16 protein-coding genes are annotated in these 16,384 nt (G+C 67.9%); 3 read left to right on the forward strand and 13 right to left on the reverse strand.

The annotated features are described in order from the left end of the window. Nucleotides 1–230: ubiquitin-like domain-containing protein (locus tag ABZ717_RS06505; protein WP_358506585.1), on the reverse strand; the 230-nt coding region annotated here is incomplete at its 3' end. Between the two features lie 160 nt (nt 231–390). Here ABZ717_RS06505 and ABZ717_RS06510 point away from each other — a divergent pair. The 3 genes from ABZ717_RS06510 (at nt 391) to ABZ717_RS06520 (ending at nt 4,722) form a co-directional block, all read left to right on the forward strand. Beyond that, a complete protein-coding gene (locus tag ABZ717_RS06510) occupies nt 391–1,506 on the forward strand; it encodes a CaiB/BaiF CoA-transferase family protein (RefSeq protein ID WP_358506587.1) in 1,116 nt (371 codons plus the stop codon). A gap of 172 nt (nt 1,507–1,678) precedes the next feature. Next, nucleotides 1,679–3,847: a hypothetical protein gene (locus tag ABZ717_RS06515; protein ID WP_358506838.1), complete on the forward strand. Its 2,169-nt coding sequence runs from the start codon at nt 1,679–1,681 to the stop codon at nt 3,845–3,847. A gap of 521 nt (nt 3,848–4,368) precedes the next feature. Continuing rightward, entirely contained in the window at nt 4,369–4,722 is a 354-nt protein-coding gene (locus tag ABZ717_RS06520; RefSeq protein WP_358506590.1) for an STAS domain-containing protein, read from the forward strand. A 69-nt stretch (nt 4,723–4,791) separates the two neighbouring features. On the opposite strand, the gene ABZ717_RS06525 is transcribed toward ABZ717_RS06520, so the two are convergent. The 12 genes from ABZ717_RS06525 to ectA form a co-directional block, all read right to left on the reverse strand. Continuing rightward, nucleotides 4,792–5,481: a M50 family metallopeptidase gene (locus ABZ717_RS06525; RefSeq protein ID WP_358506840.1), complete on the reverse strand. Its 690-nt coding sequence runs from the start codon at nt 5,479–5,481 to the stop codon at nt 4,792–4,794. A gap of 158 nt (nt 5,482–5,639) precedes the next feature. Beyond that, nucleotides 5,640–6,077 (reverse strand): SRPBCC family protein, encoded by a 438-nt coding sequence (locus tag ABZ717_RS06530; RefSeq protein WP_358506593.1) that lies wholly within the window; start codon nt 6,075–6,077, stop codon nt 5,640–5,642. A 12-nt stretch (nt 6,078–6,089) separates the two neighbouring features. After that, a complete protein-coding gene (locus ABZ717_RS06535; protein WP_358506596.1) occupies nt 6,090–7,007 on the reverse strand; it encodes an NUDIX domain-containing protein in 918 nt (305 codons plus the stop codon). After that, nucleotides 7,004–9,067 (reverse strand): RNA degradosome polyphosphate kinase, encoded by a 2,064-nt coding sequence (locus ABZ717_RS06540; RefSeq protein WP_358506841.1) that lies wholly within the window; start codon nt 9,065–9,067, stop codon nt 7,004–7,006. The genes ABZ717_RS06535 and ABZ717_RS06540 overlap by 4 nt, the downstream gene beginning before the upstream one ends. Before the next feature lie 143 nt (nt 9,068–9,210). Beyond that, nucleotides 9,211–10,119: a CPBP family intramembrane glutamic endopeptidase gene (locus ABZ717_RS06545; RefSeq protein WP_358506599.1), complete on the reverse strand. Its 909-nt coding sequence runs from the start codon at nt 10,117–10,119 to the stop codon at nt 9,211–9,213. A 191-nt stretch (nt 10,120–10,310) separates the two neighbouring features. After that, nucleotides 10,311–11,156: an ectoine/hydroxyectoine ABC transporter ATP-binding protein EhuA gene (gene ehuA / locus ABZ717_RS06550; protein ID WP_358506602.1), complete on the reverse strand. Its 846-nt coding sequence runs from the start codon at nt 11,154–11,156 to the stop codon at nt 10,311–10,313. Beyond that, complete coding sequence (ehuD, locus tag ABZ717_RS06555; protein ID WP_358506843.1) at nt 11,143–11,748, reverse strand: ectoine/hydroxyectoine ABC transporter permease subunit EhuD; 606 nt, start codon at nt 11,746–11,748, stop codon at nt 11,143–11,145. The genes ehuA and ehuD overlap by 14 nt, the downstream gene beginning before the upstream one ends. 32 nt (nt 11,749–11,780) lie before the next feature. Next, nucleotides 11,781–12,509, reverse strand: coding sequence for an ectoine/hydroxyectoine ABC transporter permease subunit EhuC (gene ehuC, locus ABZ717_RS06560; protein WP_358506845.1), 729 nt, complete (start codon nt 12,507–12,509; stop codon nt 11,781–11,783). A 15-nt stretch (nt 12,510–12,524) separates the two neighbouring features. Continuing rightward, a complete protein-coding gene (gene ehuB, locus ABZ717_RS06565) occupies nt 12,525–13,376 on the reverse strand; it encodes an ectoine/hydroxyectoine ABC transporter substrate-binding protein EhuB (protein WP_358506605.1) in 852 nt (283 codons plus the stop codon). Between the two features lie 463 nt (nt 13,377–13,839). Further along, complete coding sequence (locus tag ABZ717_RS06570; RefSeq protein ID WP_067607943.1) at nt 13,840–14,235, reverse strand: ectoine synthase; 396 nt, start codon at nt 14,233–14,235, stop codon at nt 13,840–13,842. Between the two features lie 116 nt (nt 14,236–14,351). Continuing rightward, the gene (gene ectB, locus ABZ717_RS06575) at nt 14,352–15,620 is read right to left on the reverse strand and encodes a diaminobutyrate--2-oxoglutarate transaminase (RefSeq protein WP_358506608.1); all 1,269 of its coding nucleotides are present in this window, start codon (nt 15,618–15,620) and stop codon (nt 14,352–14,354) included. A gap of 93 nt (nt 15,621–15,713) precedes the next feature. Beyond that, on the reverse strand, nt 15,714–16,223 hold the full coding sequence (ectA, locus tag ABZ717_RS06580) for a diaminobutyrate acetyltransferase (RefSeq protein ID WP_358506847.1): 510 nt from the start codon (nt 16,221–16,223) through the stop codon (nt 15,714–15,716). Nucleotides 16,224–16,384 lie beyond the last annotated feature (161 nt).

The following is a 16,384-nucleotide window of genomic DNA, read 5'->3' on the forward strand; positions in this document are numbered from 1 at the left end:
AGTTCCACACCCGCTTCCGCCAAAGCGTCGGCGACGGTTCCGCCGAAGGTGTGGACGATCGTCTCCGTACCGTCGACGTCGATGGTGACGCCGCGGTCCGTCGCCAGGGCGGTGCCGCCGCCGGCGAGGGCGAGCGTGAGCGCGCCGGTGACGACCGCGGCCACGACGAGACGGGGGACGACGGGGAGTGGGGCGCGCCTTCGGCCCTTGGCGCTGCGTCCGCCGGGCATGGGTGCATCACCCTTCTTTCGAGGTGGGACAGGATCACATTAATACCACGCTGAGTAAGTGATTTATTACCGTCCGAAAATGGGGACTGGCGCTGGGCAGGCCCGACCTGCACAATGAACCGAACGTCGTTCTAGTACTGCTCGCGTCCGAAAGGCACCCATGGGACCTCTCAACGGAATCCGCGTCGTCGAGTTCACCGGTATCGGACCGGCTCCGATGACGGGCATGCTCCTCGCCGACCTGGGAGCCGACGTCATCCGGGTCGATCGCCCCCAGGCCACCGAAGCCCTGCGCTCCGGCGCCCCCGGCCCGCACATGAGCGAGGGCCGGACGGTGGTCGGCGCCGACCTCAAGTCCGAGGAGGGCCTGAAGCTCGCCCGCGACCTGGTCTCCCGGGCCGACGTGCTCCTGGAGGGGTTCCGTCCCGGGGTGATGGAACGTCGCGGGCTGGGCCCCGACGACTGCCTCGAATCGAACCCGCGCCTGGTGTACGCGCGCGTCACCGGCTGGGGCCAGGAAGGGCCGCTGGCCCACACCGCCGGGCACGACATGAACTACATCTCCGTGAACGGCGCCCTGCACTCCATCGGCCGCGCCGGTGGCCCGCCGGTCCCCCCGGTCAACCTCCTGGGCGACTTCGCCGGCGGCACCATGTTCACCGTCACCGGGATCCTCGCCGCGCTGGTGGAACGGCAGACCTCCGGGCGCGGTCAGGTGGTCGACGCGGCGATGGTGGACGGCAGTGCCCTGCTCATGTCGATGCTGCACGAGGACCGTTCGCGCGACTTCTGGAGCGACGAGCGCGGCACCAACTACCTCGACACGGGGGCGCCCTGGTACGACGTCTACGAGTGCGCCGACGGCCGCCACGTGTCCGTGGGCTGCATCGAACCGCAGTTCTACGCCGCGTTCCTGGAGGGGACCGGCCTGGTCGGGGAGGACCTCCCCGACCAGTGGGACACCGGGGGGTGGCCGCGGTTGCGGTCCCGGTTCGCCGAGGTGCTGCGCACCCGCACCCGGGACGAGTGGGGTGCGGTGTTCGAGGGCACCGACGCCTGCGTCATGCCGATCCTGTCCCTGGCGGAGGCCCCCGACCACCCGCACGTGCGGGCCCGCGGGGCACTCACCCGCCAGGGCGACCGGGTCGTCGCCGGCCCCGCGCCCCGATTCGACCGCACGCCCGGCGAGGTCACCCGCGGCAGGCCGCTCCCCGACACCGACGAGGCCCTGAAGCGATGGGGCGTCGAGGACCGACTCCCACGGGAGCGACCCTGAGATCCCGGAATCGCCGCTTTCCCTCCACCCGCTTCCCCGATCACTAGGGTGAGCGCGACCGACAGGGCGAACGCGCGATCAGGGGGCCGCCATGGCACCGAGTCCCGGACCCGGCCCACGTTGGGGAGGGCACCTGGGCGCGTTCCTCATCGCCCTGGCGGCCCTCCTGGGCATGGCGCCCGCGCCCGCGTTCGCCGACACGGACACTCCCCCGGTGGTCCTGGTCGGGGTCCCCGGGCTGCTCTGGGAGGACGTCACCCCCGAGCACACTCCCGCTCTGTGGGCGTTGGCCGAGGACGGGGCCATCGGCAACGTGTCGATCCGCACCGCCACCTCCCGCACCTGCCCCGTCGACGGCTGGCTGTCGGTGTCGGCGGGGCAGCGCGCCTCGGCGGAGCGGGAGCGGTTCACGACCTGCGAGTCTCCGCCCGAACCACTGTCGGACGGTTCCGGCGCCGTCGTTCCCGGCCACGCCGAACTCGTGGCGGCGAACCGGGACTCGTCCTTCGCCGCCCCCGTGGGCCTGCTCGGGCAGACGGTGCGCGACCACGGCGGACCGACCCTGGCCGCCGGCCCCGGCGCCGCGCTGGGCGCCGCCGACGCCTCGGGGCGGGTCGACCACTACCTGGAGTCGGCGCGCGAGGTGACCCCCGAACGGCTCGACGGGGTGTCCCTGGCCGTGGTGGAGCTGCCCCAACTCGCCCACCTCTACCCGGGCCCGGCCACCTTGGAGGACGGCCGGGAGGAGATGCGGCCCGAGGACGTATCCGAGGAGGCTCGCGCGGAGGCGCTGGAGACCCTCGACACCCGGCTCGCGGCGTTGACGGGCGCCCTGCCCACCGGTGCCTCGCTGATGGTCATGGGTGTGTCCATGGACGCGGGGCCGTCCCGACTCACCGCGGCGGTGACCGGGCACATGACCGAGCACGGACCGGCGGGCCCTTCCGCGTACCTGGTCTCGGATTCGACCCGAAGGCCCGGCCTGGTGGCCCTCACCGACACCACCGTGACCGTTCTCCACGCGTTGGGGATGCGGCCGCAGGAGCCCACGGGCGGCCGGGTCTGGCGGTTGAGCGAACGTCCCGCGTCGGCGGAGGCGGCCCTGGACCGGTTGGTGGACCTCGACACGGCGGCGGTGGTGGTGGGGGCCGCCATCCCGGGGTTCTTCAGCGGCCTGGTCGCCCTGCAACTGTTGATCTACGCGGCGGCCGCCTACGCCCTGCACCGGTACTCCCACGGGCAGAGGGACAAGCGTGCTCTGGTGCTGTCGCTCACCCGGACGGTGGCGTTGGCGGGCGCGGCCTTCCCCGTGGCGAGTTATCTGGCCAACCTCGTCCCGTGGTGGTCCGTGCCGTTGCCTTCACCGGCCCTGTTGCTGTCGGTCCTGGTGGCGGACGCCTTGGTGGTGGCGGTGGCCATGGCGGGGCCGTGGCGGCACACCGCGCTCGGCCCGATGACGGTGGTGGCGGGCGCGACCACTCTGGTGCTGTTCGTGGACCTGTGCTTCGGCGCGCATCTGCAGATGAACTCGCCCACCGGGTACTCCCCCATCGTGGGCGGCCGGTTCTACGGGATCGGCAACATCGCGTTCGCGACCTTCGCCACCGGCATGCTCATGGCGGTGACCGGGATCTCGCACGCCCTCATCGTTCGGGGCCGACGGCGGGCGGCGGTGGCCACGACCCTGGCGATCGGGACCGCTTCGGTGCTCGTCATCGGGTGGCCGGGCCTGGGCACCGACTTCGGCGGGGTGGTCGCGCTGATCCCGGGTCTGGCGGTGACCTCGATGATGATCGCGGGGATGCGCGTCACCGTGCCGCGACTCGCCGTGGCGGGGGTGACGGCGGTGATGGTGATCACCCTGTTGGCCTGGGTGGACCACCTGCGTCCGGCCGCGGACCGCAGCCACTTCGGCGCTTTCGCCGATCAGGTGCTGAACGGGGAGGCGGGGACCGTGCTCGCCCGCAAGCTGGGCGCGATGCTGGGCACTCTGGGCAACTGGCAACTCACCCTGTTGTCGGCGGGGGCCCTGGCGTTCCTTTTCCTTGTCCTCAACCGGCCAACGAGATGGCGGATCGGAGCGCTCCAACGGGCCTACGAGTACGCTCCGACGCTCCGGGCGGGGCTCACCGGGTCCCTCGTGACGGCTCTGGTGGGCTTCGCGGCCAACGATTCGGGGGTGGCGATTCCGGCGCTGGCGCTGACCATCGCGGTTCCGTTGACCCTTTCGGCCTGCGTTTGGGCACTCCAACAACGGGATCAGGACTCACCCCTTACACCATCGGACCCAAGAAAGGCAAACCACACAGGCACGGGCATGCGTCACTCACGTCACGAATAGGCCACGACCCTGTGGTAAGGTCCGTGGCTGTAACGACCCCGGTGAACCGAGATCCCAGCAGGCACCGCGGCCCCGGGGAGTGGGGCCCACGCCAGGCTCCGGGCCGGCCGTCGACCTCGACGCGGTACGCCGGGGAATGACCGTCGACACCGGTGGGTTTCAGACCAGAGGGCCGTATCGATTTCGGTCCATGACGTACCCCGTCGACCCCGGGTCCGTCGAACACCGATCCTCACAGCCCTTGATCATCCGTCGTCGCCGATGGCAAGCATCGCTTCAGGAACTTTCGGGCCCGACCCGGGCGTTCCAGGAGTGCCGTGCTTTTCCGAGCAAACCTGGCGAGAAAGGCGTTTCCTCCCCCGGCATCCGGTCCGGGGTATCACGCAAGGAACTTGATGAACCATCAGCTTGGCTCACGCGGTAACGCAACCAACGCACCGGTCGCCACACGTCCCGGGTGGGACGGTTTGTGGTCCGCCTCGCCGACCCATCGGGCTGGGCCCGAGTACGCCGGAGTCGCAATGCCCGACCTGACCATCGCTTCCACCCTCCACGAGTCCGGACTTGTCCTGGCCCTGGACGGGGAGATCGACATGGCCACCGAGGCCCGCTTCCAGGACGCCGCCACGGGGGCCCTGACCACGCAGCCGTTCGGCCGCGTCGTGCTGGACTGCACCGACCTGCGTTTCATCGACTCCAGTGGTCTGCGCGTCCTCATCCGCTCGCACAAGTTCGCCAAGGAACAACGGGCGTTGCTGGTGATCGCCGCCGCCCCGTCACGGGTCCGGCAGACCCTGCGCATCACGTCCCTGGACACCCGAATCCCGGTGTTCGACTCGGTCTCACAGGCGCTCGCCGCGCCGCAGACCGCCTGACGGAAGCGCCCCTTCACGTAGAGAAGGCCCCGCGAACCCGGCCGCGGGGCCCCTTGCCATGCCCGGACGTCACTGGAACAGGAGCATCCACACGCCCAGGGCGGTGACCGCGATGTTCACCAGCAGGAACACCATCACCCACAGGGTGCCCGGCAGACCCGTGAGCCGGGCGAGCTGGTCGGCGTCGGAGTGCGGGGAGGGCTGACGCATCCGCTGGCTCTGTAGCTCGATGACGGGACGCACGCCCGCGAAGAGCAGGAACCAGATGAACAGGTAGGCGAAGGCCGCCTGGACCTCGTGCGGGGTGAACCAGCTGATGCCGAAGACCACTGCGCCGGTCACCACGATGGAGATCACGCCGTAGAGGTTGCGGATCATCAGCAGCATGGCGGCGAGCACGACGATGCTCAGCCACAGCAGCGCGGTGATGCGGCCCGACATCAGCATGAGGATGCCGAGGAGACCGATGACGGTGGGAGCGACGTAGCCGGCGAACACCGTGAAGATCATGCCGATGCCGGTGGGCTTGCCTCGGGAGACCGTCACCCCGGAGGTGTCGGAGTGCAGGCGGATTCCCGTCAACTGGCGGCCGCTGATCAGCGCCACGAGCGCGTGTCCGCCCTCGTGCGCGATGGTGACGACGTTACGCGCCACCCGCCATGGCGGACCGAGCAAGACGGCCGCCAGGGCGATGGCGGCCGCCGTGACGATGATCCACTGTTCCGGGTCGGACTGGACGGACAACACGTCCTGCCACACGTCACCGAAGCTCGTTGCACCCACTGGTCTCCCGACTTCCACATCGACCGTCGTCAACGAACCCGCACTTGCCGACGCCTCGGTGGCCGGGGGGCGAGGGGATTCGCGGGCCCTTGCCGAACTTTAGGTCATTTCGTGGGCCATCGGGGACGTGCTCCTCAGGCCTGCTCGGCGACCCGTTTGAGACGGACCAGGGTCTCCTCGATCCCACGGGCGTTGCGGGCCGGGGCCCCGGACAGGACGTAGAAGAGCGTCTGTCCCCGCGTGTAGTCGAAGGTCTCCGTGACGAGGGTCCGTCCCGGGTCCACCTCCTCCAGCTCGTAGCGCCAGCGGTGCGAGCCCACGTGCTTCCAGGCGATGAGTCGGTCCTCCTCGAACTCCACCACCCGGTTGGTCATCCGGTAGGGCAACCCCATCATCCGCATGTCCATGCCGAACTCCGAGCCCGACTCCAGCCGGTCCGGCCCGAAGACCGCCCCGCGCACCGTGCCGGACCCGTCGAGTTCGGGGTGCCGATCGGGGTCGGCGAGCAGATCGAAGATCCTCTTGGCCGGAGCATCGACCACGACGCTCCGCGCCACCATGTGTTCAGCCATGCACGCATCATGTCATTCCCGCACATGGTGACGTTCCACCGCGGCCAGGGCACCGTCGACGGACACGTGCAGCACCCAGAACGACCCCTTGCGCAGCCCTCGCTGCTGGGACAACGGCGCGTCGAACCGGGTGAGCGCCTCGGTCAACAGCTCCGGGACCAACTCCCCGTGGGTGCACACCACTGTGGGAAGCCCCTCGTCGAGGACGCGCGCGAACGCCTCCCGGGCCCGCGCGACCTCGTGCTCCCGGCCGCCCCCGCCCACCGTGAAGGCGGGTTCGGTGCGCATTCCCGCGTCACACTCGACCGTGTACGGCAACAGCGACTCGGTACACCGTGCCGCCGACGACGACAACGCGCGCAGGTTCCCGTAGGCGCCGAGAACCCGGGGCAGCGACATGGCGTCGGCACGCCCCCTCTCGTCGAGTGGACGCAGCAGGTCGCCGCCGTCCCAGGAGCGCTTGTCCCCCGCGGACAGGTGCCGCAACAGGACGATGGGGAAGGTCCGGGCGGGGCCGGCCCGGAAGTCGTCGATGACCTTGGCGTCGTGTGCGTAGGTGAGCCGTTCGCGGGCCCGCTCCACCGGCACCCATTCGACGCGCTCGATCTCCTCGTTGGGTTCGTAGTCGACCTCCCCGCCCGGGTTTCGGGGGGTCGCCGCCCACCACTCCACCCGTTTGGGCCAACCGTCCTTGAAGTAGCGCTGCGTCGGCAGCCGGCGACCGAGCACGGGGACCAGACCGGTCTCCTCCTCGACCTCGCGGACCGCCCCACCGATGGGGTGCTCGCCGTTCTTCAGCTTGCCCTTGGGCAAGGTCCAGTCGCCGCGGTTCGGACGACGGATGAGTACGACCTCACGGTCGTTCGCGCCGTCACGCCACAGGACGGCACCGCCGGCCCGGATGGGTTCCAGGTAGCCGCCCGGGTTCACGCCTCCACCGTCCGCAGGTGACGGTCGCCGCGAAGGACCTCCTGGAGGTCGTTGAGCCGCCGGCCCTCCTCGTCGTGGGTGGCACGATCCCACGTCCCGTCGGGTCGCATGTGCCAGGTGGAGGTGGTGTCGGCCATCGCCAGGTCCATCAGGGCGACCAGGCGCCCGCACTGTTCGGGATCGGCGACTCGCACCAGCGCCTCCACCCGACGGTCGAGGTTGCGCGGCATCAGGTCGGCGCTGCCGATCCACACCTGGGGTCGCCAACCGTTGGCGAAGACGAACACCCGGGAGTGTTCCAGGAACCGGCCCAGGACGCTGCGGACCCGGATGTTCTCCGACAGCCCGGGCACACCGGGGCGCAGGACGCAACTGCCGCGCACCCACAGGTCCACGTCGACCCCCGCTTGGGAGGCCTTGTAGAGGGCGTCGATGATCTCTTCGTCCACCAACGAGTTGACCTTGATGCGGATGCGCGCGGGCTCGCCCTCCTCCGCGTTGGCGATCTCGGTGTCGATCTGTCGGAGCAGGCCGGAGCGCAGCCCGGACGGCGCCACCATGAGCCTCCGGTAGCGCTGTTTGCGGGAGAACCCGGTGAGGCTGTTGAACAGGTCGCTGACGTCCTCGCCCACCTCCGCCGCGGCGCTGAACAGGCCCAGGTCCTCGTACACGCGGGCGGTGCTCGGGTTGTAGTTGCCGGTGCCGATGTGGCAGTAGCGGCGCAGCAGGCCTTCGTCGTCCTGGCGGATGACCATGGAGAGCTTGCAGTGGGTCTTGAGGCCGATCACGCCGTAGACCACGTGGCAGCCCGCCTCCTCCAGCTTGCGGGCCCACTGGATGTTGTTCTGCTCGTCGAAGCGGGCCTTGACCTCCACCAGGACCACGACCTCCTTGCCCTCGCTGGCCGCCTCGATGAGCGACTCCACGATGGGGGAGTCCCCGCTGGTGCGGTACAGGGTCTGTTTGATCGCCACGACCTTCGGGTCGGTCGCGGCCAGCGCGAGGAAGCGCTCGGTGGTGGTGGCGAAGGACTCGTAGGGGTGGTGGACGAGGATCTCGCGTTCGAGGACGGAGGCGAACAGGTCCCCGGAGGTCAGCGCGCGCGGTTCGACCGAGACCATCGGTTGGTAGCTCAGGTCGGGTCGGTCGGCGTCCGCGATCTGGGAGAGCCCGGAGAGGTTGAGGGGCCCGGACACCCGGTAGATCTCCTCGTCCTCGGCGCCGAGCTCGTCGGTGAGGATGGTCAGGACCGCGTCGCTGATGCTCTCCTCCACCTCCAGTCGTACGAGGGGCCCGAAGCGGCGACGCAGGAGTTCGTTCTCCAGGGACTGGACGAGGTCGTCGGTCTCGTCCTCGTCGACCTCCAGGTCGGCGTTGCGGGTGACACGGAAGGCGTGGTGTTCGACCACCTCGACGCCCTCGAACAGCCGGGGCAGGTGGGCGGCGATGATGTCCTCGACCGGGACGTAGCGGCCGCCCCCGTGCTCGGTGAGTTCGATGAAGCGCGGTAGGGAGGCGGGCACCTTGACCCGGGCGAACATGCGCCGGTCGTCGCCGGGGTCCCGGACGGTGACGGCGAGGTTCAGTGAGCGACCGGAGATGTAGGGGAACGGGTGCGCCGAGTCGACGGCGAAGGGCGTCACCAAGGGGTAGATGGAGCGATGGAAGTATCCGTGCAGGTACTCGCGTTCGTCGTCGGCCAGCTCGTTCCAGCGGACGATGCCGATGCCCTCCTGTGCCAGGGCCGGGGCGACGCTCTCCTTGAAGCAGGCGGTCTGTCGTGACACGAGTTCGTGTGTGAACAGGGAGATCCGCTCCAGCAGGACCTTGGGGTGGTGCCCGCTGGCGGAGGGCACCGAGAGGCCGGTGGCCAGGCGTCGTTTGAGTCCGGCGACGCGCACCATGAAGAACTCGTCGAGGTTGCTGGAGAAGATGGAGAGGAACCGCGCCCGTTCCAACAGGGGGATGTCCTCGTCCTCGGCGAGTTCGAGGACCCGCTGGTTGAAGCGGAGCCACCCTTCCTCACGATCCATGAATCTGTCGGGGGACGGTTCCGCGATGCCGGTCTCCGCGGGTGTCGGCGCTGTTTCCGTGCTCACAGGTGGCAGACTCCCCCTCTTTCATGACCACGCGGTGACATCCCCATGAGAGGGAAATGACCGCAATGAGGCCCCTATGCATCATCTGTACCCATACGTGCGATTCAGATGCCGACGTCCAGGTCGGGCGGCAGGATGAGCACGAAGATCGCCACGCGCAACAGGACGTTGATCCAGGTGTTGCGGTAGCAGGCCCACAGGTAGCCGTAGAGCATGCTCGCGGTGGCGTAGGTCAGCATGGACATACCCGTGTCATGCATCAGGTCCGTCCCGGTGAGCTGGGACACCGCGTCATAGGGCTGGATCAGCGCGTAGGTCAGAGCGAACACCACGGACGTGGCGATGATGCCGCCCCAGCGCCCCAGGAGGATCTCCAACCGGGTCTGCATCATCCCGCGGAAGAAGATCTCCTCGCAGACCGCGATGAAGGTGAACGCGAGCAGCATGGCGTACAGGGTGAGCGACGGCTCCGGCAGGCCGATGTAGGGCACCATCAGGTACCCGATCACCACCGTCGCCGCGAGGACCGGGATCAGTCCCAGCCAGCGCCAGGGCTGGCTCACCTTGAGCGCGACCGTGGGCATGAGGGTCCCCTTGCCCTCCACCGTGAGGCCGGAGCGGTCCATGATCAGCAGGGGGAGCGCGAAGAGGAACAACAACCGGGACACCAGGGACACCGACATCGCGAGGTCCGGGGCGGTTCCGGTCTCCGTGCCGTAGAAGGTGAGCACCCCGGAGAGCACCACCATCGACAGCACGAAACAGACGAGGAGGAGTGCCTGCCAGGCCAGCTCCCGGCCGAGCGGATGACCCTCCATCGCGACCCGCACCCGCCGGTCCAGCTCGTCCCTCCGTCCCAACGACCAGACCAGGCCCCAGGACAGGAGACCGGCGAACAGCATCGGCGTCCAGGCGATCAGTAACAGGATGGACGATTCGTCGAAGACCTGGCCCCGAAGGGCCGGATGGGCGAGTAGCGGCCCGACCACGAGGATCACCGCGAGCGCGATCATCCATGTGAGCCCCCATCTTCGCACTATGGTCACAAGAGTCCCCCCTGCCTCAGAACCACCATTCTGCCCCGGGGAAAACTAAAAGCGACTTAATGACTACGGTATGTCGTTACCACGTGTGACCATGGAAAAGGGAGCCGCCCGGACCGTCGTGATGGTCCGGGCGGCTCCCCGTGAAACCGGTGAGGTACCTAGTGGCCGTTCTCCAGGACCGACTTGAGGAAGGACTTGGTCCGCTCCTCCTGAGGGTCCCCGAAGATCTGGTCCGGGTGGCCCTCCTCGGCGATCCGTCCCTTGTCGAACATCAGGACACGGTGTGAGACGTCACGGGCGAAGCCCATCTCGTGGGTCACGCACAGCATCGTGATGTCGGTGGTCTCGGCCACCTCGCGCAGCACGTCGAGCACACCGGCGACCAGCTCCGGGTCCAGGGCAGAGGTGACCTCGTCCAGGAGCAGGATCTCCGGTCTCATCGCCAGCGCGCGAGCGATCGCCACACGCTGCTGCTGGCCACCGGACAGCTGGGTCGGGTGGGCGTCGATCTTGTCGCCCAGGCCCACCAGATCCAGGAGTTCCTCCGCGCGGTGGCTCGCCTCGTCCTTGCCCAGGCCGAGCACGTTGACCGGCGCCTCCATGATGTTCTTGCGAACGCTCATGTTGGGGAACAGGTTGAACTGCTGGAACACCATGCCGATGTGCTTGCGCTTGGCCCGCAGGTACTTCTCGCTCGCGCGGGTCATTCCGGCGCCCTTGCGCATGTGACTGAAGGGCTCTCCATGGACCCAGATGTTGCCCTCGGTGACCTTCTCCAGCGTCATCAGCAGCCGCAGGATGGTGGTCTTGCCCGAGCCGCTCGGTCCGATGAGCGTCACGCGCTCACCGGGGGCGACCGCGAAGTCGAGGTGGTCCAGGACCGTGAGGTCGCCGAACCGCTTCACCACCTGATCGAAGACGATCAGGTTCTCCGCGGCGAGGCCGGCACCGTCGCCATCGACACCCGGTGCCATCGTGTTCTCGGGGGTATCAGACGGCGGCATATCGCTTCTCCAGTCGTCGAATCAAAATCGCGGAGGGGATGCTCACGACCAGGAACAGGAACCCGACCAGCGTGAACGCCTCGACGATACGGAAGTCGGCGCTACCGACGCGCTGGGCCTCGGTGAGCAGCTCGGCCACACCGATGGCGAACAGCAGGGGGGTGTCCTTGAACATCGCGATGAGGTAGTTCCCCAGTGCGGGGATGACCTTGCGGATCGCCTGTGGGAGGACGATGGCGCCCCAGGTCCGGTGGGACGGCAGGCTGAGCGCCCGCGCCGCCTCCCATTGGCCCTTGGACACCCCCTCGATCCCCGACCGGTACACCTCGGCCGTGTAGGCCGAGTAGTGCACGCCCAGGACCAGGATGCCCACGGTCATGCCGGAAACCGTCGAGGGCGCCAACAGGAAGACGAACACCAGCTGCATGACCAGCGGTGTCGTACGGATGAACTCCATGACGAAGTGCAGGATCGATCCGAAGACCGGCACTCGACGAGCGATCGCGATGACCAGGCCCAGAGCGAGGGCCATCAGGTAGGCGACGACCGTGATCTGCACCGTGACCCACAGGCCACCGAGCAGGTCGGGCATGACGTCGATGATCCACTCGAGATCCCAGAGGTTCACTTGGCCACCCCCACCTTGGTTCCGATCGTGGGCGGTCGCAACATGGAGAGGATCCCCTGGCCGCCGGACGGCAGCCGTCCCAGCTTCCGGTTGGCGCGGCGTTCGAGCAGTCGCATACCGAAGATGAGCACCTGCGCGATCAGGTAGTAGAGGATGAGTGCGCCGCTGTAGGCGACGACGGTCTCACCCGTGGCCTCTCGCAGCTGCTGGGCGACCGCGGCCAGGTCGGCGACACCGATGAGGTAGGCCACGGCCGTGGCCTTCATCAGCTCGATGATCAGGTTGCCGAAGGTCGGCAGCATCTGGGCCCAGGCCTGTGGGAGCACGACCAGGCGCATTCGCTGGAACCAGTTGAAGTTGAGCGAGACGGTCGCCTCGACCTGCGACTTGGGGACCGCGTTGATGGACGAACGCACGACCTCCGCGCCATAGGCGCCCACGTTCAGCCCCAAGGCCAGGATGGCCGCGAACCTGTCCTCCAACTGGAAGCCGGTGGCGATGGGCAGCGCGTACGCCATCCAGAACATCAGCACCAGGGCCGCGATCCCGCGGAAGACCTCCACGTAGACCGTGGAGATGGCACGCGGTAGCCAATGCCCCACCGAACCCATGATTCCGAAGACCATGGCGAGGAGGAACGCCAGGGCGGCGCCGCCGATGGTCAGTTGAACGGTGATCCAGGCCCCGTCCAGGAACCTGGGCAACCGTTCGACCAGGAAGTTGATCTGTTCCAAGGGGGATCAGCCCTCGCAGAGCTCGGCGGTGCTCGTACCGTCGGGCAGGTCGTCCTCGGTGAAGCCCCACTCCTCGCCGAGTTCGAGCAGGCGACCGCTCTCGGTGAACTCGGCGATGACGCGGTTGATCTCCTCCAAGAGTTCGGTCTCGTCCTGTCGCACGCACAGGCCGCCCCAGCCCTTCTCCTCGTTCCCGTCCATGACGGGGAAGAAGGGCTCGCTGACGTCGAAGTCGCCGCCGCGTTCCTGCAACAGGTAGTGGTGCGACACGCTCAGCATGGAGACGGCGTCCACCCGGCCGTTCTCCAGGAGCTCGTAGCCGGCGGTCTGGTTGCCGATGAGCTCCATCTGCTCCTCGGGAACCCCGAAGTACTCGGCGTAGGTCTGCTCCACCGAGCCGTTCAGCACGGCGAGCATGAGGTCCGGGTTGTCCGCGAAGTCCTCGAAGTGCTGGATGTTCTCGGGGTTGCCCGCGGCGACCATGAAGGCCTCCGGGGAGGTGGCGGTCGGTTCGGAGAACGCGACCTGCTCGCAGCGCTCGGGCGTGATGAACACACCGGCGGCGAGGACGTCGAAGCGGTTGGCGTTCAGGCCCGGGATGAGACCGTCCCAGTTGACCGGGGAGGCCTGGATCTCGGGGATGCCCAGTTCCTCGAAGACGGCCTGGGCCACGGCCGGCGACTGGCCCGCCGGGTCACCGGCGTCGTCGACGAAGCCGAAGGGGATCTCGTTGGCGAGTCCGACCGCTACGAAGCCCTGCTCACGGAGACGTTCCAGGAGGGAACCCTCTCCCTCGCCGCCGGCGCCGCCCTCATCGACCCGGCTGCACGCCGCGAGACCGGCCGTTGCGAGCCCCACGCCTCCCAAGCGGAGTGCGTCTCGGCGGCCCCAGGTTCCCCGCCGACGCGCTGGTCCCTGATTCTTCACGACTGCTCCTCGAAAATTCGAGAGCGGAGTCTCCGCCGAAGGACAGGGCGGGGACACCGCACATTCGGATGGTGGATCGCCTCAAGTGGCTGATACCGCGGGTCTGGCCCGCGAACCAGGCCGTCAGCCGGGTACACGGGAGTACGGCGCTGGTACGGAGTCTCTTCTCCCCTGGCCCGCCCTGCAGTAACTGAACATGTTTAGTCCGTTATGCACTGGTTATGAGCTGCGGAACATCGGGTGACCGGACCGTTAGCCCTAGTCAGGCCGGTCACCTGTGCGGGGTGACTATGGGTTCTTATGCCCGTCACCCTGGGCTTCCTACCCTCGGAACGACGAGGGGCGGGGGCCGAAACCGGCCCCCGCCCCTCGATGCGGTCTTACGCGACGCCTATCAGGCGTCCTCCTCCACGACCAGCGGGTAGACGCCGTTCTCGTCGTGGACCTCACGCCCGGTGACGGGCGGGTTGAACACGCACAGCACGCGGAAGTCGGTCTTGGGGCGGACCGTGTGCTTCTCGTGGCCGTTGAGCAGGTAGAGGGTGCCCGGCGTGATGATGTGCTTCTCGCCGGTGTCCTCGTTGGTCAGCTCCGCCTCACCCTCGATGCAGTGCACGAGCTCGATGTGGTTGGCGTACCAGAAAGTCGACTCGGTGCCCGCGTAAAGGATGGTCTCGTGGAAGGAGAACCCGACCTTCTCCTTGGCCAGGACGATCCGACGACTCCGCCAGTTCTCGGTCTTGATGTCGGCGTCGGTGTCGTTGACCTCGTCCATGCTGCGAACGATCACTTGGGTCTCCTTAACGTTCTGGGGCGCGTGAATATGCGCTGGTTACACGGTACGGGGCCGGTCGACGCCCCCGTCGGGAAACGTCGACCGGCCCGTGTTCGCTCGGGGCCTCCGGTTCAGGCCGTCTTGGCGCCCTTGACGGCGGCCCGGGCGGCGTCGGCCATGATGTCCAGGCCGGCGGTGAGCTCCTCGTCCGTCATGGTCAGCGGCGGCAGGAGCTTGGCGACCTCGTCCTCGGGGCCGGAGGTCTCCAGGAGCAGGCCGCGCTCGAAGGACTCGGCCGCGACCTTCTTGGCGATATCACCCTCGGCGTCGAAGGCCAGACCGCGGGCCAGACCGCGACCACGGACGTGCGCGCCGAAGTCGGCGTGCTCGGCGGCCATCTCGGACAGGCGGGCCTCGACCATGGCGCCCTTGGCCAGGGTGGCCTGGGCGAAGGAGTCGTCGCTCCAGTAGCGGCGCAGGGCCTCGGTACCGGTGACCATGGCCGGGTTGAAGCCACGGAAGGTGCCGTTGTGCTCCCCGGGCTCCCACACGTCCAGCTCGCGCTTGAACAGCGTGAGCGCCATCGGCAGGCCGTAGCCGCTGATGGACTTGGACAGGGTGACGATGTCCGGGACGATGCCGGCCTCTTCGAAGCTGAAGAACTCTCCGGTACGGCCACAGCCCATCTGGATGTCGTCCAAGATCAGCAGGATGCCGTATTCCTTGCACAGGGCGGACAGCCCGCGGAGCCACTCGGCGCTGGCGGCGTTGATGCCGCCCTCACCCTGGATGGACTCCACGATCACGGCGGCCGGGGCGTCCAGGCCGCTGCCGCTGTCGTCGAGCAGGGCGCGCAGCCACAGGAAGTCCGGGGTCTTGCCGTCGAGGTAGTTGTCGAACGGCATGGTCGCCACGTGGTCCAGCGGAACGCCGGCGCCACCGCGCTTCATGGAGTTACCGGTGACGGCCAGGGCGCCCAGGGTCATGCCGTGGAAGCCGTTGGTGAAGTTGATGATGGTCTGGCGACCGGTGTACTTACGGGCCAGCTTCAGTGCGGCCTCGACCGCGTTGTTGCCGGCGGGGCCGGGGAACTGGACCTTGTAGTCCAGCCCCTTGGGTTTGAGGATGACGTCCTCGAAGGTTTTGAGGAACTCCCGTTTGGCCACGCTGTACGCGTCGAGGCTGTGGACGATGCGGTCGTCCATGAGGTAGTCGATGAGCGGCTTCTTCAGCTCCGGGTTGTTGTGCCCGTAGTTCAGCGAACCGGCTCCCGCGAAGAAGTCCAGGTAGGGCTTGCCACTCTCGTCGTATACGTGAGCTCCGACCGCCTTGTCGAAGACGACCGGCCAGTTACGGCAGTATCCGCGGACTTCGGATTCGAGGCGTTGGAAGGTCTCCATCGTGATGTTCCTTGGTTCCTTTCCCCAACTTCGTGGGCTCATGGCTTAGACGAGGGGTGTGGGACAGGATCGCGTTCGATCCGTTGCGGACGGTCAGTCGTCTGGGTTGTCGCTCGTAGGCCCGATGGGGCCGATACGCACGAGGTCCTCGGGTTCGTGGGACTCGTCGCCACCCGACGGGAAGTGCTCCTCGGTGAACAGAGGGCTCCACACGTCCTCAGTACCCCAATTACGGGCAAATGACGCAAATAGGGCACGAGAAGCGGCGTTGTCCGGGGTGACGGTCGCTTCGAGGTAACGCACACCCTGATCGGCGAACGTGTCGCCGATGAAGTCGAGCATCCGGCGGGCCAGCCGCTGTCCGCGATACGCGGAGTCGACGGCGACCTGCCAGAGGAAGTAGGTGTCCGGGCTGTCAGGACGGACGTAACCGGTGACGTAGGCCGCCACCCGGCCGTCGGTGTCCCTCGCCACGACGCTCGTCGCGGCGAAGTCCCGGCACCACAGCGTGTAGGCGTACGGGGAGTTCACGTCCATCCCCGTCTCGCCGGCCAACCGCCACATGTGCGGCCCGTCCTCCGGGGAGGGGTGCGTCAAGCGCACGCCCTCGTGGCCCGCGCCCTCGGCGGTCCGGTGACCCTGGGCCCCGTCGTCGTTTCGGTCGCGTGCTTGGAGGTTCGTTCGTTGTTGTGGCACGTCGACCGAATTTAGCGAACGAAGTTCAAAGAAGTTTCAGCGAGATTCCGCGCAGATGTTTGAGCTGA

The organism is Nocardiopsis sp. NPDC006832, from assembly GCF_040635885.1.
Classification (GTDB): domain Bacteria; phylum Actinomycetota; class Actinomycetes; order Streptosporangiales; family Streptosporangiaceae; genus Nocardiopsis.